Here is a 21,501-nt window from a genome sequence, read left to right as displayed (position 1 = left end):
GTCGGTCGGATCCGGATCGCCACGACGCATGCGACGTGCACGCCGTCCGGGTGCCGGCGATCCAGCGGCCGGGCCTGCCTGGCCTGGAGGAGCGCTCGGGACGGAGAGTTCGTTGCCCGTCCAGGCGGTTGCGAAGCGGCTGCGGTGTCGTGGTCCACGTTACGCCCGGTCAATTGATTTCTGAAATAGAATGTTTTGTTTGAATTGATAGTTCAGCACTATCAGAAATTCCGCGGCAGCCTGCAGCCCGCTCCAGTGGCTCGCTGTAGACGAGGATTCGTTCGCAGGCGGTCCCGGCTCGTGCCCTGCTCGTGCCGGGGAGAGCGCAGGCGACGCGGTTACCATGGGCCGTCCACAGCCATTCCCGCCATCGCACCGACATGAGCGCAATCCAGCCGGCCGCCCGCGCGCCTTCCGATCTCCTCGACCAGTGCGCCGGACACTTCCGCGACCGCGGCTTCAGTGTGCTGCGCGGGGTGTTGGCGCCGCAGGAGGCCGAACTGTGCGCGAACTACGCGGTGATGCAGACCGGCGTTCCCGGTTACTACACCCGCGAGGACAGCCTGGGTTCGCAGGGACGCTACGCCGACACCTTGAGCGAATGCCTGCTGCTGCGGATGCTGCCGTTGATGGAGCGGGTCGCCGATGGCCCGCTGCATCCGTGCTATTCCTACCTGCGTGTCTACATGCCCGGTGCCGAGCTGCCGCGCCACCTCGATCGGCCGTCGTGCGAGATCAGCACCTCGCTGACCCTGGGCTTCGACGCCGACCGTCCATGGTCGCTCGGAATCCAGTCCGATGGCGAGGATCTGGAACTGCCGCTGGGAGCGGGCGACATGCTCGCGTATCGCGGCGCCGATCTGCCGCACTGGCGCGGGCGTTTCGACGGACGTTACTGGGTGCAGGCATTCCTGCATTACGTGCGCGCCGACGGCGAGTTCGCCGAGTACCGCTTCGATGGCCGAGAGCGGGTCGGCCCGTTCGACCCGAGCCGCCAGACCCGTCGTTTCGACGCCGCACGCACGAGCGGCGCGGAGGCCGGCGGCGAGGGCGCCTAAGTGTCGTGGGGTCTGACGTCGCCGAGTTCGCCGTAACGGCTGGCGAGCACCACGACGTAGCCATCCGGGTCGCGCAGCCAGCACTCGCGGTGGTTCGCGCGCGGGTTCACGTGCGCCGGCTCGATGACCTGCGCCTGCAGCCGCATCGCGCGTTCGAGTGCGGCATCGAAGTCGTCGACGCGGAACCACAGCACGGTGCCGTAGCCGTGCACGGCGGCGTCGGGATCGCCGAGATTGGGGTGCGCGTGTTCGCCCCAGGCATGCAACTGCATGAAGAACTCGTCCTCACCATGGGCGAGCAGCTGCTCGTAATGATCGCCGCCGTGGCCGCTGCGGCAGTCCAGCAGTGCGCGGTACCAGGCGCTGCTGGCGGCGACGTCGCGCACCGCGATCAGGGTCTGCATCTTCATGCCGGGCCTTCTTTCCGCTTCTCCGTGAAGCGTCCTATTCGCGCTGCAGCTGCTTGAGCCTGTACAGCGCTTCAAGCGCCTGTTTCGGCGTCAGCTCGTCCGGATCGAGACCGGCCAGCGCCTCCATCGCCGCCGACGGCGCGGCGAACAGGCTGGCCTGGCGCGGCGCGTCGAGCGTCTGCGGCACCATCGGCGCGGGCGGTGGATTGTCGTGCCCGCGCTGCTCGAGTTCCGCCAGCCGCGCCTTGGCCTGTTGCACGACCGCCTTCGGCAGGCCGGCCAGCGCGGCGACCTGCAGGCCGAAGCTGCGGTTCGCCGGCCCGTCCTTGACCGCGTGCATGAACACCAGCCGGTCGCCGTGGACCTTGTCGTGATGCTCGATCGCATCCAGGTGCACGTTGGCGATGCCGCTGCCGGGTTCGGCCAGCGCGGTCAGCTCGAAATAGTGCGTCGCGAACAGCGTCCAGGCACGGTTGTGCGCGGCCAGGTGGCGTGCGCAGGCCTCGGCCAGGGCAAGGCCGTCGTAGGTCGAGGTGCCACGGCCGATCTCGTCCATCAGCACCAGCGAGCGTTCGGTGGCGTGATGGAGGATGTAGCTGGTCTCGCTCATCTCGACCATGAAGGTCGACTGGCCGCGGGCGAGGTCGTCGCCGGCGCCGATGCGGGTCAGGATGCGGTCGATCGGCCCGATCGCCGCGCGCGTTGCAGGCACGAAGCTGCCGATGTGGGCGAGCAGCACGATCAGCGCGTTCTGGCGCATGTAGGTGCTCTTGCCACCCATGTTCGGTCCGGTGATCACCAGCATGCGGCGACCGTCGCCGTCGATGTCGTCGGGTGTGTCTCCCAGGATCAGATCGTTGGGCTCGAACGGCTCGCTGCGTACCGCCTCGACCACCGGGTGGCGGCCGCGCTCGATGTGCAGCCTGGGTTCGTCGGTCAGCTCCGGACGCGACCAGTCCAGCGCCTGCGCGCGCTCGGCCAGTCCGGCCAGCACGTCGAGCTCCGACAGCGCGGCCGCACAGGCCTTCAGCTCCGCAAGGCGTTCGTTGAGCGTGTCGAGCAACTGCTCGTAGAGCAGGCGTTCGCGGGCGAGAGCGCGTTCGCGCGCGGACAGCACCTTGTCCTCGAATTGCTTGAGTTCCTCGGTGATGTAGCGCTCGGCATTGGTCAGCGTCTGCCGGCGCGTGTAATGCGTCGGCGCCTTGCCGGCCTGAGCCTTGCTGATCTCGATGTAGTAGCCGTGCACGCGGTTGTAGCCGACCTTCAGGGTCGGGATGCCGCTGGTCTCGCGCTCGCGGGTTTCCAGGTCGACCAGGAACTGGTCGGCGTTCTCAGACAGCCGGCGCAGCTCGTCGAGCTCGGCGTCGTGGCCCTCGGCGAAGACGCCGCCATCGCGCGCGAGCACCGGCGGCTGCTCCACGAGGGCTCCGGCGAGCAGCGTCGCCTGGGCGTCGTGCTGGCCCAGTTCGCCGGTCAGCTCCGCCAGACGCGGCGCGTCCAGCGGCGCCAGCAGCGCACGCACCGCGGGCAGCAGGGCGAGGCCGTCGCGCAGCGTCGACAGGTCGCGCGGGCGCGCGCTGCGCAGTGCGATCCGCGACAGGATGCGCTCGAGGTCGCCGAGCGCGCGAAAGTGCCCGCGCAGGTCGTCGCCGGCACCGGATTCGATCAGCGTCTCGACCGCCTGGTGGCGCAGACGCAGGACGTCGCGGTCGCGCAGCGGGCGATGCAGCCAGCGCCGCAGCAGACGCCCGCCCATCGGCGTGACCGTGCTGTCGAGCACGCCGAGCAGGGTGTTGCGGGTGTCGCCGTCGACGCGGGTGTCGAGTTCGAGGTGGCGGCGGGTCGCCGCGTTCATCGCGATCGCGCCGTCGCCGGACTCCACTGCGATCGAGCTGAGGTGCGGCAGGCGCTGCTTCTGGGTCTCCTCGACGTAGCCGAGCAAAGCGGCCGCGGCGGCGATCGACGTTGGCTTGTCGTCGATGCCGAAACCCGAGAGGTCATGCAGATTGAAGAATTTCAGCAGTTGCCGGCGGCCGCTGTCGGCGTCGAACAGCCATGGCGCGCGCCGGCGCAGGCCACCGCGTTCGAGCACGAACTCCGGCCAGCCTTCCTCGTCGGCGAGCAGCGTCTCGGCGGGCTCCAGCCGGGCGAGTTCGGCTTCCAGTGCGTCCTCGCTCGTCACCTCGTTGACCAGGAAGCGACCGGCGGCAAGGTCGGCCCAGGCCAGGCCGTAGCCACCCTTGCTGCGTGCGATTGCCAGCAGCAAGGTGTCGCGGCGCTCGTTGAGCAGGGCCTCGTCGGTGACCGTGCCGGGGGTGATGATCCTGACCACCTGGCGTTCGACCAGGCCCTTGCTTGCGGCCGGGTCGCCGATCTGCTCGCAGATCGCGACCGATTCCCCCAGTGCGACCAGCCGTGCCAGGTAACTCTCGGCCGAGTGGTGCGGCACCCCCGCCATCGGGATCGGCGCACCGCCGGAACTGCCGCGCTGGGTCAGGGTGATGTCGAGAAGGCGCGCGGCCTTGCGCGCGTCGTCGTAGAACAGTTCGTAGAAATCGCCCATCCGGAAGAACAGCAGCACGTCCGGATGCTCCGCCTTGGCGGCGAAGAACTGCTTCATGAGTGGGGTATGCTCCACCGAACCCGTTGATTTTTTTGATTGTTCTTTTTTATCAGACATTTAGCGCGTTATTCAGTCTAGCGAAAGTGGGGGTCAGTGCATGCATGTGGAAGGGTCTGGAGACCATTTTAGTAGCCAAAGGTAGCCAAACTCCTGCATGCGTCGATTCGTGCCAAAATTTGGCTACCCGCGACAGGGTCGCGATCGATGCGTTGAACAGGGAAAGGTGGCCGCCGTGGCATTTCGACTGAAGCTCAACCCAGAACAGCTGCGACAGCTTCGCAGCACCCAGCGCCCGAAGCTAGACAAAGCAGGGGGCATCGTCACCGGCGCAAAGGGGTTTGCAGTCCTCGAACCCAATCCCGATGGCAAACAGTGGAGGTTCCTCGACGCCTCGCCGGGTGCCCCCACGGGGTTCGGCGTCTTCGTAGGGAAGCTCAAGTCCACCTACGAAGTTCAACGCAAGATCGGCGGCAAGGTCATGCGGATCAGCATTGGGGACACCAGCGAACTGACCTTGAAGGACGCCCATGATCTGGCTGGCGTCAAAGTCGCCGGGGCGAAGAAGGAAGGCAAGCACCCCAAGGTCCTGGCGGAGAAGGAACTGTCGATCCAGGCCACCAAGGCACTGACCGTCAACCAAGCGATCCAGCTCTACCACGACATGCTGGCCCGTCGGACCCGCCCGGCGACCGAGGGCACGCTCAAGACCCTGACCAACTCCATAGCGCGCCTGGCCCGTCCGGAGGTGGGAATCGGCGACACCCCGATCATGGACCTGGACGAGGAAAAGGTGACCAAGGCGTTTGAAGCCACCCGGCTGTCCGCCGCTCTCCATTCCAACAGGTTGTCCCAGCCCGTAAAGGACTTCATGGAGCGGACGGGGCGGGTGGATCTCACCGACGCGGAGCTGACCAAGCTGGGAGTGACCAGCGAAGCAATGCGCTCGCGTATCCGCGCCGCTGGCGTGTCCGCGGCCGAGCAGACGTTCGCCACCGCCTTCCGCGCCGTCAATTACGTGGTGGACAAGGAAGCGCGCGCGGCGAAGAAGGCCGAGCGCAAGGCGGTGCTGTTCGGCAACGACTTCGGGGTGTTGTGGGAGGAAGGCAAGATGCGCGACGCCGCAGGCCTCCACGACTACTACGAAAAGGCGAGGGTGCGAAATCCACTGGGCAGCGAGGACAACACACTGGGCGACGCCATCGAATACCTCTGGAGTCGGCGGGAAGCCCAGCGGGGGCAAAACGAGAGCGGGGTCTACTACCTGCTGACGACCCTTTTCCTGGGCGCCCGTCGCAACGAGACGGCCAAGCTGGCGTGGTTCGACCGGTTGAGCGAGAGCGAGCGGGCCACGAAGTCGTGGGTGTGGCTGGACGAAATGGACCCCAAGGCGTGGCGCGCCGGAGTTCCATCGGTCAATCCGGCGACCAAGAAAAAGGGTCCTCAGGTGTTCTTCGCCAAGACGAAGAACCGCCGTGACCATTCCATGCCCCTAGGTCCAATCTCCGTCCAGCTCATCAAGCACCGGTTTGAGAAGCGGCTGGCTGAAGACGATCCGCGGGCGCGTTGGGTCTACCCGGCGCGCAGCAAGCGGGCGGCAGAGGGGCACTACAAGGACAGCAAAGCGATCATGAAGGGGCTGGGCGAGAAGCTGTCGGTGGAATTCGGACCCACCCCCCACGATCTGCGCCGCACCCTCGGCCGTTACGCCACGCGTGTGGGAATTTCCGATCGCATCATCAGCCGGCTTTTCAACCACCTGCCACCCAAGCGGGACGACGAGGACGAAGGCGCGAAGTCCTCGGTTCGATACCAAGAGCCAGAGTGGTTTGAATTGCAAGACGCGTTGCAGAAGGTGGAGCACCTGATGGCATCGAGCGCACCCAGCTTCTACAACATGCTCAAGCCCGCCGACTGGCCATTGCTGCCGGCCCGTCAGGTGCCTGGACCTTCCGAGGAATAGCCCGCCGTCGATACACTGGGGCCATGGACGGCTCCTTTCCCCTCCAACGCGACCCCGATCTGGCCTCACCGGCGCCCGACGCCCAGAAGTGGCGCCAGGAGATCGCCGACGCCAAGGCCGGCGTGCGTGCCAAGGTCAGCACCAAGGCAGCCGCCCTTTACATCGGCGTTCACTACACAACCTTGCGCGACTGGGTGCGCGAAGGCAGGGGGCCCCAGCCGATTCAGAACCCGGGCAAGCCCGGCACGACGGCGCAGAACCAGCACTTGGGATTCACGCTGGAAGCGCTGGACGCGTTCCTGGCCACCCGAAGCGGCGAGCCTATCACCCGTGGTAAGCGCACCGACACCGGCGACGTGCTCAAGGAAGCCGAACGCATCGAGGCCCTCATCGCGTTGAAGGAAGCCGAAGATCGGCTCGCCAAGACCAAGGCGCGCGCACGACGCCTGGGCATCGTCTGCTTCCAATCCCTCACCGACGCGCTGGAAATCCAGCCGTGGTCTACGGTGGACGGCCGCATCGCCGGTCATGCCTGGGCGGTGGACGATGCCACGTTCAACGCCGCAGACGATGAGCAGTGGGAAGGGTCGTTGGAAGAAGCACTGGCTCAGCCCTGGATCAACACCGAGAGCCGACAGCCCTATCAAGATGCATTCGTGGCCGTCCTATCCGCTACTCAGCATGCCATCGAGGCGGCACGGTCGCGCCAGCGTGCCAGTGACCTGGAAGAGCGGTTGAGCGGCAATGTGGTGGAAGGCAATGGATTCCGGCCGTTCGAGAAAGGGAAAGGTCGGCTTTGAGCATGCGCGAAAATGGCCTCATGGGTGGACGGCCGGGCCGTCCCTCGAAAGCACCTGGTCCGCTTGCGTTGACCGTCACCGAAGAAGAAGAGCTGGCCAAGGCGAAAGCGGGTGCGCGCGAATGGGTGGGGCCAGGGGTCGCGGCCTACATGCTGGGCATCTCCAAGGATGCGCTGAAGAAACGTCGCCAACGCAACGAAGGACTGATCCCCGAGCACCGGCAAGCGAAAAGCAACCGCCAGGGTGCGCAATACCGATGGTCATCGGTGGTGCGATGCGCCGGTGCCGAACGCATTCAATCCGACGTCCTGGCGCAACGCCTCGACGACGTCGTGGCCGCGCTGAAGAAACGTGGCCTTGAAGGCCTGGAGCAGGACCTTCCCTGGGCCTACAACCACGTCGATCGCCTGGTGGGGTTTGCGTCGCTTCACCCCCAGTTGCCAGCGCGTGCCCTCACGGTTCTTGAAGCTCTTGATGCCCCGTGGGTGAGCAGCGAAGCACGTCAGCCGTTCCACGACTGGGCCATGGGCATGCTTCAGGCCGCCGCCGAACGCGCCGTTCAAGCCGCCGGCTAAGTTTCACATCCCGATCTTTTTAACGGGAAACGCTCAAGCGAAGCGCACCAATGCTTCCCGGCCGTTATCGGGACAGTTGTCCCGATAAAGCGGCGTTTTCGCGTGGAAGGCCTACAGGGTCAGAACTGCAATCTCGTGTCCGTTCCGATCGGGAACGACAGACGAGATCGACATGCAGTCCAACGTTCTTCAATTCAAACCGGCATTGCGCCCCAAGCGCCTCTCAGCGCCCAAGGCCGCCCGGCTCACCACCGCTTGCTACAAGGCTTCCGACAAAGATCATTCGACCGTCGATTGGTATACCCCGCCGGCCATCGTGGAAGCGCTGGGTGGCAAGGAAGGGTTTGACCTCGACCCTTGCACGCCGGAAGACCCCTCTCGTCTGCCGGCACCTACGGCCCGCCGGATGATCCCGCCCAGCCAGGATGGCTTGGCCACACCGTGGTGGCCGAGGGCCTTCGTGTGGTTGAACCCGCCCTACGGGAAGGGGATGGACAAGTGGATGGCCAAGCTGGCCAACCACCCCGGTGGCGGTGTCGCGCTGGTGCCGGCGCACATGGATCCGGGCTGGATGCACGAGTTCGTGCTCAACCACCCCAACACGACCGCGATCCTCCTCACCCGGGGCCGGCTGAAGTTTACGCGTCCTGATGGAACCACCGGAACTGCCGCGCCGACCGGATCCGTGTTCGTGGCGTATGGCGCACGAGCTGCACGCAACCTCCAGAAGGCGCAGGAGGACGGTGTGCTGCGCGGAAAGTTCTTTGCCATCCAGCGGGTGACGAAGGTGGCTTGCGCCGATGGCAACAGCGCGAACCAATGACTCTCGGAGAAATAACAAGCACTTGTTACACCCGTCACGGGCGCTTGTTACGGAGCAATCTCCAGTTGATTCAATGGCTTTGCAATTGCGGCAGTGCTTGTAACGGGTGTAACGGGTAGGTGGGTATTACTTCCCAGTGCATTGGAGAGACTGGCGTCAAATGTCGTCTAGTTTTTCAGATTGATGGATCCACTTGTTACACCTGTTACACCCGTGACAAGCCTTGTCTGGCAAGGGTTTCAGCGGTAACAGGGGATGTAACAAGCACCTGTTACACCATGGGTTAAAAGCGCGAACTACCTCACGCATTTGAAAAAAAATGCTGTTGAGGCAGCAGAAATTGGTTTTAGTCAAAAGATCGGTCTGGACAAGTTCGTGAGCTCTGTTTGGATGGAGTTGTGGCCACAACGAGGCCACATCATCCAGGACACGAGCAATGACGAACATCCAGACATCGAAGAAGGCGACTCAACCGCGAGACGAATTGTTGAAGGCTCGGGTAAGCCGGGCGTTCAAGCAGCGGCTACAAGCGGCGGCTGATTCCCAGGGCAAAACGCCATCAGAAGCCATGCGCCAAGCGCTGGTGGAATGGATGAGTCGCGTCCAGCAGGCCGCGTAACCAATAAAAAACCCCGGCGGCAACCGGGGTTCGAAAAGGACAACACACACATGAACGATACAACACCAACTTCGGGTGTCAATGGACGCCCCACCAACATTCTTTCCTTCCGGGGAAATGCGGCGCCCAAGGCGGCCTTTGGCGCGCCAGCGCCCAAAGCAACCTTGAGTGACCAAGCGTTTGAGGCCGATTTCGCCGACCACCTGAAAGCCACGGAAGAGTATGCGATCGGCGGCAAGCTGCCGGATGGCGACGACGATTGCAGCTTCTTTCGTTGGCTGCCCGAGCAAGGCTACTGGGATCGGTGCTCCGAGAAAGACATGGCCGCCAAGGCGCTTTCCTGGCTTCGATTGGAGCGTAAGGACAAGGCGAACGCAGGTCACGCCACCAGCTGCATCAACACCGCCGTGCTTGAGCTGATGGGGAATCGGCAATGCTGGCTGCCCAAGAAGTCCGATCGCCGGGCCATCGTTCCCCTCAAGGGTGGCTACCTTGAGATCGTCAAACCGGACGAACCGAGCCGTGCTCCCGCGGCGGGTGGTGGTGAAGAGGTGGTCGATCAAGACGTCTTCTCCCCCACCTACGGTCAGAGCTTGGGACTGAGGCAGGCCATCCTGTTTCCGGAAGACGTGGCTACTTCCAGGGCGCGTATCCGGGTGTTGGCGCCGAGCAAGGAACATGGCATCACTTACCAAGTCCCGGCCAAGCTGCGGATGGATCAGGTTGACGGCGATGGCTACTACACCCCCAAGCCGTTGAACCCCAATTCGAAATTCGGTCAATACCTGGATCTCTTCCAGCCTGATCTGGAGGTGCGTGCACTCCTTCAGGAGGCGGTGGCCAGCTCGCTGATGTCGATCTGCTTTGAGAAGGCGTTCTTCCTGGTTGGGTCTGGCAGCAACGGCAAGTCCACGTTCCTCCACATCCTGCGCGCCCTTCACCCTCGAAACGTGTCGCTGCGTCTGGAGAAGCTGGACGGAACCTTCGCCATGGCCCCGTTGGTGGGCAAAAGCGCCTACATCGTCACGGAGACGCCAAAGGTCCTGGCCGCTTCTATCCAGGAAGTGCTGAAAGCGCTCATTTCGCGTGACCCCATGCAGGTGGAGGCCAAGCGCAAGGACGCCTACACCACGCTTCCGATCGGCACCCTGTTCGCCAGCGTCAACTCCTGGTTCACGGTGTCAGGGCATGAGCACGGGTTCTGGCGAAAGGTCTTGGCCATCCCCTTCAACGTTCGGATGGGTGAGAAGACCCATGAGGGTGCGAAGGGTGGAGATGGAAAGAGGCGTGAGCCCGACTTCCACCTGCAGATCACCGAAAGCGAGGAAGAGATGGCTCAGGTTCTGGACTGGGTGCTGGAAGGCGCGCTGCGCCTCATGGAGCGGGGCGGCTTCTCCGAAAAGCTGCCCGACGCCGTGCTGGCGCTGGCCGAGCAGAACCGGATGGAGTCGGACACCACGATGGCCTACATGGCGGACCGCGATGCCTCCTACGACAGCGGTGTTTGCACCGACAAGACCGCCATCTACGCCGACTACCGCCAATACGTATTAGAGGAACTGGGCAAGAAACCCGTCAACGCGGAGGACTTTTGGAAGCGCGTTCGCGAGAAGTTCCCAGAAGCAGGCATCTACCAGATCTCCCATGGTGGCAAGAAGCCGCGTGTGGCCGAGATTCGGATTGCAGGCATCAAGCCGCTGCGGGACATGGCCGATTTGGAGACGCCCGTATGAATCCCGATCCTAACCTCCAAACTTGCCTGGCCCAGGCCGCATACCGGGGTGACCTCAAGGAATGCCGCCGCCTGCTGGCCCAGGGTGCGGACCCGAACGAGGGCGGGCCTTCGTTTCCGCTTCCCCTGAACGTCGCCGCGGAACACGGCAGCCCTGCGGTGGTGTCGGCTCTGCTGAAGGGTGGGGCAATCCCCAACCTACGCGACGCGCACGAAAAGCAAACGCCGTTGCACCACGCCCTTGCGCGTGGCCATGTCCGCATGACGGCCACGCTCTTAAACGCCGGTGCGGATCCCAACGCGCTCGACGGCAACGGTCACACACCGCTTCATTACGCTGTGACAGCGAAGTCACCGAAGCCCGCGATTGTTTCGGCGTTGTTGGACGCTGGTGCTGATCCGAACTTGCGCAGCGGTGCCTTGTCGGATCCCGGTGACGAATTCAGCGATGACAAATTTCCTGTGCCGCCGCTTCTCTCCACCAACCGCGCGGACATTGCTTCCCTGCTGTTGAACGCCGGAGCCGACCCAAACGTGGAAGCTCGCGTTCACTGTCCACCACCCAACACGTTTAGCGCGTTGCTGGAGGCCGTCTATTACCGCAACGCGGACTTGGCCGCCGTCTTGCTGGCTGCCGGTGCGGATCCCGAGCTTTACAGCTTTGAAGGCAAAACCGCGCACGACTACGCGCGCGAATTTTGCGATGACGCCTTGTTGGGTGTGTTCGCCCACCACCGCAGCGTCCAGTTGCAGGAGCGCCTGGCGCAAGTGCCAGTAGAAGCCACGGATCGCTTTGTGCACTCTGAAACCGCTGGGATTACGCAACCTTTCGTAAAGGATGAAGCTCTGGCTAGCCATTTGACGACCCTACCTGCGGCTCCCCATGCAAGCAGCCCCTCCACGCCTTCCATGGTGATCGGCGGTGCGGTCTGGAACGCCCGCGATGCTGTTCAGCCACAACCGGCCGACGTCCAGCAAGCGCCTCGCCAGAGGATGCGCTTATGACTAAAACGACGGCGGTCGAGATGATGAGTTCTTCTGAAAACTCTTCCTTCTGCACCCCTTGCGCGTTTCCCGCCAAGCGGTAGAACAAAGGTAGGGAAGGTTCTCCTGTTGAGGTCGAACTGCCCCACCTTCCGCGAAAGCAGATGGAGGGTGCTTCTGACCACATCAACCGGAGAGACTATGAACATCGAGGCAACAAACAAAGAGAAGTTCGGCAGCTTGTTTGAGTGTGTTGAGCGCGGCGACGTTGAAGATCTACGCGCCATGGTGGCGACAGCTGATCTGTCTGATCTTGAAGCGCTTCAAAGAACGTTTAGAGCCGCCATTCACGCGGACGACTTCGAGAAAGTTACGGTGCTCTTGGATGCAGGTGCGCAGCCCGATAGTTCCGCCATGCTCCGCGCCGCTCAGTTTGCTCAGGAGGGCATCCTCGCCCAGCTTTTGTCGGCGGGTGGAGATCCGAATGCCCGAGAGTGGCACCTGTCGCCTCTTATATTTGCAGTTGAGCAGAAAAGCACGGCGAAGGTGTCCATGTTACTGGACGCCGGTGCAACACCGAGCTCGAGTGCGATGTTCGAGGCTTCAACGCTCGCGGACCCCAGCATCCTCCGCCAATTGTTGGCAGCAGGTGGAGATCCCAATGGCGGAGAGAAGGGGGCTCGGCCCCTTCATATCGCCGCCGTCCGTGGTAATACGGCAACGCTGAATTGTCTTCTGGAAGCAGGGGCTGACCCCAACATGGAGGGCGAGGGAACGTTTCCACTTCACTGGGCTTGCTTTATGGGGAACACGGAAGCCGTAGGACAGTTGCTAGCAGCCGGTGCTGATCCCAATGCCAAATGCGTTGCCAACCATTCCAGCAAGAGTTGGCCTTCCCCTGCCTACTATGCAGGGGACGCCCCCATCGATCTCATCTATTCAAATTCATCGGTTGGCACGTTGGAGGTCTTACTGAAAGCCGGTGTTGACCCGAACCATAAGTCGGACGCGTCTGGTCTCAGTATCCTGCATCACGCTGCTATGGTTAGCGAGGACGCCTTCATTGCCAAGCTATTGGAGGCAGGAGCTGATCCAAACCAAGCCAGCCTCAACGGTGATGGGCCATTGCACGGTGCTGCGGTGATGGGTAGGGCGGATGTGTTGTCAACTTTGATGGCAGCTGGAGCTGATTCGAACAGGGGAGGTGTGGATGGAGCGACCGCACTCCATCGAGCGGCCTTCGTCGGTGATGAGGCCATCGTGGCCAAGCTGTTAGACGCAGGACTCCATCCTGACGTAGTCGACAACAATGGCAATACGCCCTTGCAATATGCCGCGCGGAGGGCCCACACCGAAGTGGTTGAAGCATTACTGACCGCAGGCGCTGATCCCCACCACGCCAATCAGAAAGGGAGAACCGCTCTTCATGCGGTTTGTTCATACGATGCAGAAAAAGTCGATCCGACGAATCTGAGCGATACAGCAAGGATGCTTTTGGAGGCAGGTGCGGACCCCAACGCGCGCGACAACCGGGGCGAAACTCCGCTGTTTAAGGCAGCCGCAGCTGCAGATGAGTATGGGGAAGCCGTAGGGTTGAGTATTGACTTGATAGAAAACCTGGTTATGAAGGGCGCTGACATCCTGGCTAAGGATGGCAACGGGAAGACCGCCTCATTCCGTGCTTTCCATCAAGAAGTCCACACATTCCTGATGACCGCCGAGGCCCAAGCTCGCCAGCAATTGCTCGAAGCGAAGCTTCCAACAGTTAGCGAATGGGCACCCCCGAAGCGGCAATCGAGCGACGGTCCCCGCATGGTGATCGGGGGTGAGGTTTGGAATCCGCGTGACGACGTCCAAGCCCAGACAGTCGCTGCCCAGCAAGCGCCTCGCCAGAGGCTGCGCTTGTGACTGTGCGAACGGCCAGAGAATTCGGGATTTGCCGTTAATGATTTGGACCGCGGTGCGGGAAGAATTGGATGGAAGCGCCAGACAGATGGGCGGCTAGCACCCCCCTCTCCGAGCGGGCTTGGGTTCAGCTGGAAAGTCTCCATGTTTAATCGAATCGACCGTGGTGAGCAGGGGATGCTGGAGCAGCGGATGGCCAATGTCGGACGGAATGACCCCTGCCCGTGCGGCAGCGGGACAAAGTTCAAGAAGTGCCACGGCGCGCACAACGTGCCTGCGACGAAGCTTCCGCCTGGTCCATCTCAGGCTGTGTTTGAAGCGTTGATGCGTCGCACCAAGGCAAAGCAGGTGCAGACTGTTCGTCAACAGGGTCATGGCCGACCCATTATCTCCAACGTGATCGACGGGACACGGTTTGTTGCCGTCGGTAAGGAGGTTGCCTACGGTCCTTGGAAAATCTTCCCTGAATTCCTGCTTCATTACGTGCGAGCACGACTCGGTTTCGCTTGGGGCGAAGCCGAGAAATCCAAGCCCGAACTGGAGCGCCACCCGTTCGTCCGTTGGTGGGAAGTTTTCGGTGCCCAGCGAGTGCGTCACACTACGTCGGCCGAAGGCATCAACAGCATGCCCATGTATGGCGCGGCTAGCGCCGTGCTCGGTCTCGCTTACGATCTCTACACCGTCGAACACAATGTCGAAAGCGAGCAAGACGCCCTCTCATTTCAGCGAATGCTGGCCCGGCTGCGCATCGCCGATCAGTTTATGGGCGCCAGGCACGAAGCCCGGGCGGCCGGTATGTTGCTGCGCGCCGGGTTCAAGTTGGCCTGGGAAGATGAGCAGGTGCGCCAGAGCGGCGGACACGGCGAATTCGTGGCCACGTTCCCCGAGACGGGCCGATCGTTCTGGGTCGAGTGCAAGATGCGCCAGCCCGAGCGTGAAGATGCCCGCTTTCACTACACGCACCTGGTAAGCGACGCCCTCCAGAAAGCCACTGGGCTGGAAAGGTTGGTCTTTGTGGAGCTGGCCTACACCGGCGCACCCTTGAATGAGGAAACGGGCGGGTGGGCAGGCATCGCCGTAAACCAGTTGCGGACGCTCGAGCAGCAGCCTACGTCTGCGACTCTTCCCCCGGCCCTGATCGTGTTGACTAACTTTCCGGAGCATTGGCAGCTGGATCAACCCATGGAAGGCACGGGCGTAGTTATGGAAGGGTTTCGAACGGAGCGATATCGAATGGGCCAGGAAGAGGAACTGTTGGCCGCGATCGAAGCTAAGGAGCGTAACCGCGAGATAGAGTTCTTGTGGTCCTCGCTTCAAAAGCACTCGCGCGCTCCAATCACATTCGATGGCTCGTTACCGGGCATTGATCCCGACAAGCAGCTGGTTGTGGGTGGTTCTTACCACCTGCCCGACGGCCAAGTCGGCGTGCTGGAGGAAGCCACGGTTGTAGAAGAGTGGAAACAGGCTGCGTGTTTCATGCGCCGTGCCGACGGAACGCGCGTCATGATCAACATCGACTTGAGTGAGGATGAACTGGACGCCTGGAAACGCCACCCCGACACGTTCTTTGGCGAGCTTCGGCCCCACCACCCGCCGGCAAAGAACGCGATGGATCTCTACGAGTTCTTCCACTCCAGCTATTCAAATACTCCGAAGGAAAAACTGCTTGAGTTCATGGCGCATAATCAAAGCATCGCAGAGCTGCGCAAGCTTACCCAGCCGGAACTCGCCAAGCGCTACGCCTACATGTTGGCTGCTACCGTCGCCGAGCGCGGCCCGGAACCAACTAAGCCCACTTGGCAAAAGCGGCTGCGGAGACCTCCTGTAAAGAAGTAGCGCAGGTAGTCCGGGGCGCAGAGTCAACGTGTATGTTGATCCGATGCGTCTGGGCTGGCGAGAGCGTCTAGGTTGTCTGGGTTTCTGCGGCCAACCGATTGGCGCTTAGCATTCACCGGGGCTTGCCAAATCCCGACGCCGTCGCATGCTGAAGCCATGGACCATTCCGACACCCTCCACGAAGCCGCCCTCGATCGCCAGGATGCCTTGGCAGCGTCTCCCCGTTTCGTGGTCCTGAAGACCCCCGGCGGCATCCGCCTCCAGCTTCAGGACGACGACGGGGACCCCGACACCCGGCTGACCATCGACCGAGTAATGGCACTGCTGGAGACCGCGTTAGAGCAAGGCCGCGCCGTCACCCTCCACGATTAACCCATCCACCAATATCCGCACCGCCGACAGGGTGCCTCTTCCTCCCCGGAGATCCCTGTCGTGTCCGATTCAACCAACGAGAGCTTCCTTCAGCGCCACTCGCGCGACGTCGTCGAACGCCTGATCCGGCAAATGGAGGAGGGCACCGGCCCCTTCGTCCAGCCCTGGGACGCCCGCATGGATTTGGGGCTACCCATGAACCCCACGACCGGCAAGACCTACAAGGGCGGCAACCTGCTCCACCTCTGGGCCCTTCAGAACGCCTGGGACGTGAAGGACAACCGGTGGATGACCTACAAGCAGGCCGCGGCCGTCGGTGCGCAGGTCCGCAAGGGCGAGAAGGCCAGCGTCATCGAATTCTGGGATTGGTCACCGGTCGAAGAGGCGAAGAAGAGCGGCGACCCCGAGCTCATCGCCAAAGCGCACCCCAAGGTGTTCTTCCCCCGCGTATTCAACGCCACGCAGATCGATGGCTTGCCGGAACTGGTGCTGGCGGCGCCGCGGCCGGAACTAGAGATTCACCAGGCGTGCGAGAAGGTCATCCAGGACAGTGGGGCCAAGATCCACCACGACGGGGGCAACCAGGCGTTCTACCGCCCGATGACCGACAGCATCCACTTGCCCGAGCGCAACACCTTTATCCATTCAGCGGGTTACTACTGCACGGTATTGCACGAATTGGCACATTGGAGTGGGTTCCCCACCCGCTTGAATCGCCCGATGAAGGGCGGCTTCGGCTCCGCGGACTACGCCAAGGAGGAGTTGGTGGCCGAAGTGTCATCCATGCTGATGGGCGAGCGCCTGGGCATCGGCCATGACCCCACCCAGCACGCAGCCTACATTCAACACTGGATCCAGATCCTCCGGAACGACCCCCGTGAGCTCTTCCGAGCAGCCGCTGCGGCCGAACGGGTGGTGGAGTTCCTGAAAGTCCCCGAGCTCGTCCACGAACCGCTGCCGAAGGTGGAGAAGGAACGGCAGCAGGTGGCGGCCAACCAGCAGGAGCTTGAAAAAGCTAACACCAAGAGTCGCACCAATGCGAACAGTCGTGTGAAGCTGCGAGAGCACACGATGGTGGCCTGATCCCCTTGCCAGCTGTCGGTTCTTTGTTAGGAGTGGAGTATCCCACTCATGAAGGAGGACCAATGCCAAGCAAGATTTATGTGGATAACAGCAACTACTACCTGTGTGGCCTAGACCAAGCCAAGGAGAGCGGTAACCCCCATCTTGTCGGCTCCGACTACAAGGCGCTCTACGACATGCTGACGTTCGGTGAAGCGCCCCGGTGTGCCCGCATCTACTCGGCCCGCCGCCCAGGTGGAAACGAATTCGATCACGAGCGAGCGCGCCAAGCGGGGTTTGAAGTTGTCTTGGCCGAACGAGTCATGGGTCGGGAGAAAGGTGTGGATGCTTCACTGGCCATCGCCTTGTTGAGCGACAGCTACGAACTTCACCAGCCAGGTGATCTGGTCATTCTGGTGGCCGGCGACCTGGACTACGTCCCCGCTGTTCAGAACCTGCGTAAGCGAGGCATCGAAGTCTATGTGGCGTTCTGGTCCAGCGGCTTGGCCATAAAGCTCGCAAAGGTGGCAACCAAAGTGGTGTGCTTGGACGGCCATCTCAGGACACTGATGCGGCCTGCGCGACGCAGGGTGGCACCGGCTGCAGCTGCCGAGCATCGTCAGGAATTTCCAATCGCCTGACCCCTTGCGCATCCGCCAATTCGAGTTATGCATAGGGATACCTACTCACGAATTGGAGCTGTCCCTTGAAACCCATCGTTCTCGCCGTCGCACTGGCCTCACTCGTTCCCTCGGCCTTCGCCGCCGACAACACCTCCTCGCGCCGCTACAGCACCTCCAAAGCCCCATCCGTCCCGCAGGTGGCTTGCGGTAACGGAGCGTGCTTGAACAGCGATCCATACACTTGGTTGGGCGAAGTGCGATTGGGCGAGGTGCGATTGGGCGAAGTCCTGATGGTTCGCGCAATCCAGATCAAGAGCGACAAGAAGGTCAACGCCGGTTCGGCCATCGGAGCCGCCGTGGGCTACGGCGCGGCCCGCAAGGTGGACGGGGACTACCGCAATGCCGCCCGTGTGGCCGGTGGGGTCATCGGTGGGTTGGCCGGCACGGCCATCCAGAACGGCTTCTCCGGACGCCGCGCCATCGAGATCTACGTGCGCGACCTGAACGACAACCGCCAACGTGTCATCGCGATCGTCCAAGACGCCGACTCGGACGTGCGCCAGGGGGATCAGGTGTTCCTGGTGGGGAAGGGCAGCAAGACCCGGGTGGTGCCGATCCCGCGGTCAACCATGACTTCGGTTTCTGGTGGGGAAGGACTACCTAAGGTGGCTTGTGGGTGGGGTGGGTGCTCGAACAGCAATGCAGAGGATGGTCCGTGGAACGGAACGACGCGAAGCAGCCTCGGTCAAGACTCCTGCGGCCTCATGTGCCCAGATGGCTATGAGGTAGCGCCTGGCTGCCTCTGCACCCGCATTTCGCCGCTGACCAGGGGGCAGCAATGATGGGTATTTCAATTTTTGATGGCCTTCTTATCGTTCTCTACCTGTGGCTCCCTTTCTGGGTTGGTGGCGACTTGGCGAAGATCATTCTTTGCTTGCGTGGGTTCGCAAGTCGCGAGAGTGATAACTGGCGACATCATGTCTCCCTTTCACTCAGCACGGTCTCTCTGATGGCAGGTCTGATGCTGATGGTGGGGATCTGGTCGAAGGCTATTCACATCGCGCTTGAGAACCAATCTTCTCTCTACCTGTTTTATGCAGCGGTGCTTGTTCTGGTTCAAATCACGTTGATGGTTATGACCCACATGGACAAGACCAAGAAGGCTGCTGATACGGTTGTTCCATGAAAGGTGGGTCCATGCTGATCTCACACGGCCTCCCCAGCCCCGACCCGGTCGACCTGCGTGACCCATCCGATCTCCTGTTCGAAGCCAACGGGCAGCGCGACCCACTGCTCCAGGCCCTCTACACGGAATCGCTGGTCAACCGCCGGGACGTGGACGCCATCGACCGTCTGCTGGACGCCCACCGACTGGCCTACGGCGAGCCCGAGCAGGTGGCCTACGCTCAGCAGCGGGATGTCCTACATGACCGGCCATTGCCCTTGGTGAGCAGCGATTGGTGCGCTGAGGATGCTGACCTCCAGCGCTACTTGGAGGAACACCGCGCCTGGAATCCGGTCGCTCAGCGGGAGCGCGAGCTTCGTGGCCAGCTCAAGTTGACCAGCGCATGAGGTCAGCGGAATACGCTGCTGCGGTGAAGCACTGGCAGGCCAATCGTCGGGCCGTCTTGGCGGAAGTATTCATGCCCGGCATGACGGTGAGTGAGGCGGCCGATGCGCTGGCCATGGCACTCGGGACATCCTTCTCCATCGCCACCGTTCGAAATGATCTGCTGGAGCTGGGACTCACACCCGCCAACGGAACGGAGCGGCGACGGGTGGCCACCAAGTCCAGGCGCGAGGAGGTCAGGGCGCGTGTGCTTGCAGGTGAATCTCCCCGGGCCATTGCCCAGCAACTTCACGCGGCCGTGGACAGGGTCAAAGCCGACATTCAAGCTCTCGTCGCCGAAGGTGAACTCCCCGAGGAGATGATCGCCCGAGCATTTGCGATGCGTCAGATCGATGCGTTGGCCCGCTACATACCGGCTCTCGGTCCCGATGCTCAGGCGGCCTACGAAAAGCTACGTCGGGCCGTCTTCTCTCACTGAGCCGCGATGCTCGAACAGCCGCCATCTTCAGGGCGTCCTCTCACAAGCTGCTTTCGCTACCCACTCCTCTCAAGCCAGGCCCTCAAGCCGACGGGTCGCTTCGGCATCCACCGGGCAGTGGCCTCTTCATTGGGAATCCTGGCTCCGCTTGCCCCTCCCGCAAGGGCGGGCCTCCTCCACGGTGTTCTGGCCCTACGCTGCGCGCCTGGCGGTGCTCGCTCCCGGGTGCGGGAAGGGCTGATCGCGTCGCCCATCGGTTCCCAGAGGCGCATCCCGCGCCGGTGGAGAAAGCAGATGAAGCGAGCGAACGACATCCGGGCCCAATACCAACTGACGATGGACGAGGAGGGCATCCTCCTGGCCGCCTCGCAAATCCTGGAGCGCCGCCTGCAGCGCCAAGGCGCCATCACCGACCCCAGCGGCGCCGCCGACTTCCTCAAGGCCCGCTGCGCTGGCCTGCCGCACGAGGTGTTCGGCGTGGTCTTCCTCGATACCCGCCACCGCATCATCGCCACCGAGCACCTCTTCCAGGGCACCATCGACGGCTGCGAAGTTCACCCCCGCATCGTGGCCAAGCAGGCCTTGGACCACAACGCCGCGGCGGTCATCTTCTTTCACAACCATCCCTCCGGGGAGCCCGAACCGTCGGCGGCCGACCGTGCCCTGACGGCCCGTCTGAAGCAGTCGCTGGCACTGCTGGACGTTCGAGTGCTGGACCACCTGGTGGTCGCGGGAACCTCGCACGTGTCGATGGCTGCACGGGGGTGGGTGTGACCACCCCCTTTATCACTCAGGAAAGGCCTTTCGCCGCCACCGGCCGCTGCGCGACCGGCGATCTGAAAAGCCCTCGATGGAAGAAAAGGCAGCGACGCCTTCGGCGCGGATTCGATGCTAGGAATATTTGCGTGAAATTCAGCAGATTTTGATTTTAGTCTTGAAAAGATCCATTGCAGCCATGGACATATTCCAGTGGCGATCTACTTTGGATGTATGGAAGGCAATACAGCCAGCCGACAACCAAGGACCTCGCCATGAACAACACGAAGCTCATCACCAACGGCACCATCACCATCAAGGAAGCCATTCAACGCGGCTTGCTCGACGTTAGCCTGAGCCAAGGTTGTCCAACCATTGATTGGTCGGATGAGAAACGGAGCCGTCAGATACTGGACGAGCATCGAAGAATTCTAAGATCGATACGTGGTCGATCCTCTCGCCCCTATGTTCAAGCCAAGTGGGACGCCCGCAAGCGTGCGCGCAGCCTGGCAAATACACTCAATGCCACGCCGATGATCGAAGCGCCCGCGAAACCTCGCCCCCGGCTATGAGGTTCTCTCGCCGTTCTTTCGGCACCCCTTGCCAACTCGCCGATTCCAGGTATCGGTAGAGGGATGGTCCACGTCGGGCCACTCACCCCTACTCACATTCCTAACAAGGAGCCGATACCCATGAATCGCAAGTCCATCCTCCGTTCCATCCTTCCCATCGCCCTGGTCGCAATGGCTGCGCCCGTGTTCGCCGACGAGGTGTCGGAAAACCTGATCATCAACGGCCAAGTTCTTCCAGGGTGTCAGTTGCAGATCTCTCCGCTGGACAACCTGGACATCAACTCGCTATCGCTCTCGCAGGTGGCTTCGTCGCCGACGGGCATCGGCGCTCGCTGCAATACCGGCACCGCTTACGAGATTGCCCCCGGTGATGGCCTGAACTACGGTTTGAACGCCGATTTCCCGAATCACCGCAGTCTGTCGGGCCCTGGTTTTTTCCTGGCTTACTCTCTCCACCGGGATATGGTGGGTGGTGAAACGTGGGGCACGGGCGCAGATCAGATTTCCGGGGTCGGCAATGGCGAGTGGCAGTTCATGCCTTACTCCATCGCCTTTCTGGGAGCGAACAAGGCGCCCAACGGGTTTTACAGCGACACCGTCCAGGTCACCCTGACCTACAACTGATCGACACTCGATCTGCACGACGAGAAGCCCCGCACCTGCGGGGCTTTTCATTGTGAGTGGGTATGGGTTGACGAAACGTGGATCGTCTCTAGCTTGAAAGGTATCCCCCGACAGGAGAT

Annotated in this window: 22 protein-coding genes; 20 read left to right on the top strand and 2 right to left on the bottom strand. The window is 62.3% G+C overall.

All coding sequences use genetic code 11. The features are described from left to right. The first annotated feature begins 380 nt into the window (after nucleotides 1-380). Entirely contained in the window at nucleotides 381-1,058 is a 678-nt protein-coding gene (locus L3V18_RS04560; protein WP_237053405.1) for a hypothetical protein, read from the top strand. On the opposite strand, the gene L3V18_RS04555 is transcribed toward L3V18_RS04560, so the two are convergent. Together L3V18_RS04555 and mutS are read right to left on the bottom strand one after the other, a co-directional pair. Then, nucleotides 1,055-1,468: a VOC family protein gene (locus tag L3V18_RS04555; RefSeq protein WP_237053404.1), complete on the bottom strand. Its 414-nt coding sequence runs from the start codon at nucleotides 1,466-1,468 to the stop codon at nucleotides 1,055-1,057. The two genes, L3V18_RS04560 and L3V18_RS04555, sit on opposite strands and share 4 nt — an antisense overlap. A 34-nt stretch (nucleotides 1,469-1,502) precedes the next feature. After that, entirely contained in the window at nucleotides 1,503-4,148 is a 2,646-nt protein-coding gene (mutS, locus tag L3V18_RS04550) for a DNA mismatch repair protein MutS (RefSeq protein ID WP_237053403.1), read from the bottom strand. A gap of 175 nt (nucleotides 4,149-4,323) precedes the next feature. Here mutS and L3V18_RS19320 point away from each other — a divergent pair, with 175 nt between their 5' ends. From L3V18_RS19320 to L3V18_RS04455, 19 genes are all read left to right on the top strand, one after another. Then, on the top strand, nucleotides 4,324-6,051 hold the full coding sequence (locus tag L3V18_RS19320) for a tyrosine-type recombinase/integrase (protein WP_237053402.1): 1,728 nt from the start codon (nucleotides 4,324-4,326) through the stop codon (nucleotides 6,049-6,051). 23 nt (nucleotides 6,052-6,074) lie between these two features. Then, nucleotides 6,075-6,851, top strand: a complete 777-nt coding sequence (locus L3V18_RS04540; RefSeq protein WP_237053401.1) for a helix-turn-helix transcriptional regulator — start codon at nucleotides 6,075-6,077, stop codon at nucleotides 6,849-6,851. A gap of 68 nt (nucleotides 6,852-6,919) precedes the next feature. Then, entirely contained in the window at nucleotides 6,920-7,426 is a 507-nt protein-coding gene (locus tag L3V18_RS04535) for a hypothetical protein (RefSeq protein WP_237053400.1), read from the top strand. Between the two features lie 172 nt (nucleotides 7,427-7,598). Further along, nucleotides 7,599-8,249: a phage N-6-adenine-methyltransferase gene (locus L3V18_RS04530; protein WP_237053399.1), complete on the top strand. Its 651-nt coding sequence runs from the start codon at nucleotides 7,599-7,601 to the stop codon at nucleotides 8,247-8,249. A gap of 436 nt (nucleotides 8,250-8,685) precedes the next feature. Further along, a complete protein-coding gene (locus L3V18_RS04525) occupies nucleotides 8,686-8,868 on the top strand; it encodes a hypothetical protein (RefSeq protein ID WP_161613945.1) in 183 nt (60 codons plus the stop codon). Between the two features lie 50 nt (nucleotides 8,869-8,918). Beyond that, nucleotides 8,919-10,601, top strand: coding sequence for a DNA primase family protein (locus L3V18_RS04520; RefSeq protein ID WP_237053398.1), 1,683 nt, complete (start codon nucleotides 8,919-8,921; stop codon nucleotides 10,599-10,601). After that, nucleotides 10,598-11,605, top strand: a complete 1,008-nt coding sequence (locus L3V18_RS04515) for an ankyrin repeat domain-containing protein (protein ID WP_237053397.1) — start codon at nucleotides 10,598-10,600, stop codon at nucleotides 11,603-11,605. Before L3V18_RS04520 ends, L3V18_RS04515 begins: the two co-directional genes overlap by 4 nt. A gap of 180 nt (nucleotides 11,606-11,785) precedes the next feature. Further along, nucleotides 11,786-13,492, top strand: a complete 1,707-nt coding sequence (locus tag L3V18_RS04510; RefSeq protein WP_237053396.1) for an ankyrin repeat domain-containing protein — start codon at nucleotides 11,786-11,788, stop codon at nucleotides 13,490-13,492. Between the two features lie 141 nt (nucleotides 13,493-13,633). Continuing rightward, entirely contained in the window at nucleotides 13,634-15,325 is a 1,692-nt protein-coding gene (locus L3V18_RS04505; RefSeq protein ID WP_237053395.1) for an SEC-C domain-containing protein, read from the top strand. A 156-nt stretch (nucleotides 15,326-15,481) separates the two neighbouring features. Further along, entirely contained in the window at nucleotides 15,482-15,697 is a 216-nt protein-coding gene (locus tag L3V18_RS04500; RefSeq protein WP_237053394.1) for a hypothetical protein, read from the top strand. A gap of 60 nt (nucleotides 15,698-15,757) precedes the next feature. Then, a complete protein-coding gene (locus tag L3V18_RS19315; protein ID WP_237053393.1) occupies nucleotides 15,758-16,780 on the top strand; it encodes an ArdC family protein in 1,023 nt (340 codons plus the stop codon). Between the two features lie 62 nt (nucleotides 16,781-16,842). Beyond that, nucleotides 16,843-17,400, top strand: a complete 558-nt coding sequence (locus tag L3V18_RS04490) for an NYN domain-containing protein (protein ID WP_237053392.1) — start codon at nucleotides 16,843-16,845, stop codon at nucleotides 17,398-17,400. 65 nt (nucleotides 17,401-17,465) lie between these two features. Then, the gene (locus tag L3V18_RS04485; RefSeq protein ID WP_237053391.1) at nucleotides 17,466-18,224 is read left to right on the top strand and encodes an outer membrane lipoprotein; all 759 of its coding nucleotides are present in this window, start codon (nucleotides 17,466-17,468) and stop codon (nucleotides 18,222-18,224) included. Beyond that, on the top strand, nucleotides 18,221-18,568 hold the full coding sequence (locus L3V18_RS04480; protein ID WP_237053390.1) for a hypothetical protein: 348 nt from the start codon (nucleotides 18,221-18,223) through the stop codon (nucleotides 18,566-18,568). Before L3V18_RS04485 ends, L3V18_RS04480 begins: the two co-directional genes overlap by 4 nt. An 11-nt stretch (nucleotides 18,569-18,579) precedes the next feature. Continuing rightward, complete coding sequence (locus tag L3V18_RS04475; RefSeq protein ID WP_237053389.1) at nucleotides 18,580-18,954, top strand: hypothetical protein; 375 nt, start codon at nucleotides 18,580-18,582, stop codon at nucleotides 18,952-18,954. A 23-nt stretch (nucleotides 18,955-18,977) separates the two neighbouring features. After that, nucleotides 18,978-19,430: a hypothetical protein gene (locus L3V18_RS04470; RefSeq protein ID WP_237053388.1), complete on the top strand. Its 453-nt coding sequence runs from the start codon at nucleotides 18,978-18,980 to the stop codon at nucleotides 19,428-19,430. 294 nt (nucleotides 19,431-19,724) lie between these two features. Then, complete coding sequence (locus tag L3V18_RS04465) at nucleotides 19,725-20,204, top strand: JAB domain-containing protein (protein ID WP_237053387.1); 480 nt, start codon at nucleotides 19,725-19,727, stop codon at nucleotides 20,202-20,204. A gap of 257 nt (nucleotides 20,205-20,461) precedes the next feature. Continuing rightward, nucleotides 20,462-20,758 carry a hypothetical protein gene (locus L3V18_RS04460; RefSeq protein ID WP_237053386.1) on the top strand — a complete coding sequence of 99 codons (297 nt, stop codon included), beginning with the start codon at nucleotides 20,462-20,464 and terminating at the stop codon, nucleotides 20,756-20,758. Between the two features lie 120 nt (nucleotides 20,759-20,878). Then, nucleotides 20,879-21,382, top strand: a complete 504-nt coding sequence (locus L3V18_RS04455) for a Csu type fimbrial protein (RefSeq protein ID WP_237053385.1) — start codon at nucleotides 20,879-20,881, stop codon at nucleotides 21,380-21,382. The last annotated feature ends 119 nt before the right edge of the window (nucleotides 21,383-21,501 follow it).

It is taken from the genome of Marilutibacter chinensis (genome assembly GCF_021725675.1).
GTDB classification, from domain to species: domain Bacteria; phylum Pseudomonadota; class Gammaproteobacteria; order Xanthomonadales; family Xanthomonadaceae; genus Marilutibacter; species Marilutibacter chinensis.
Note: the sequence above shows the minus strand (reverse complement) of the source record. Positions and strands in the feature narration are given on the sequence as shown.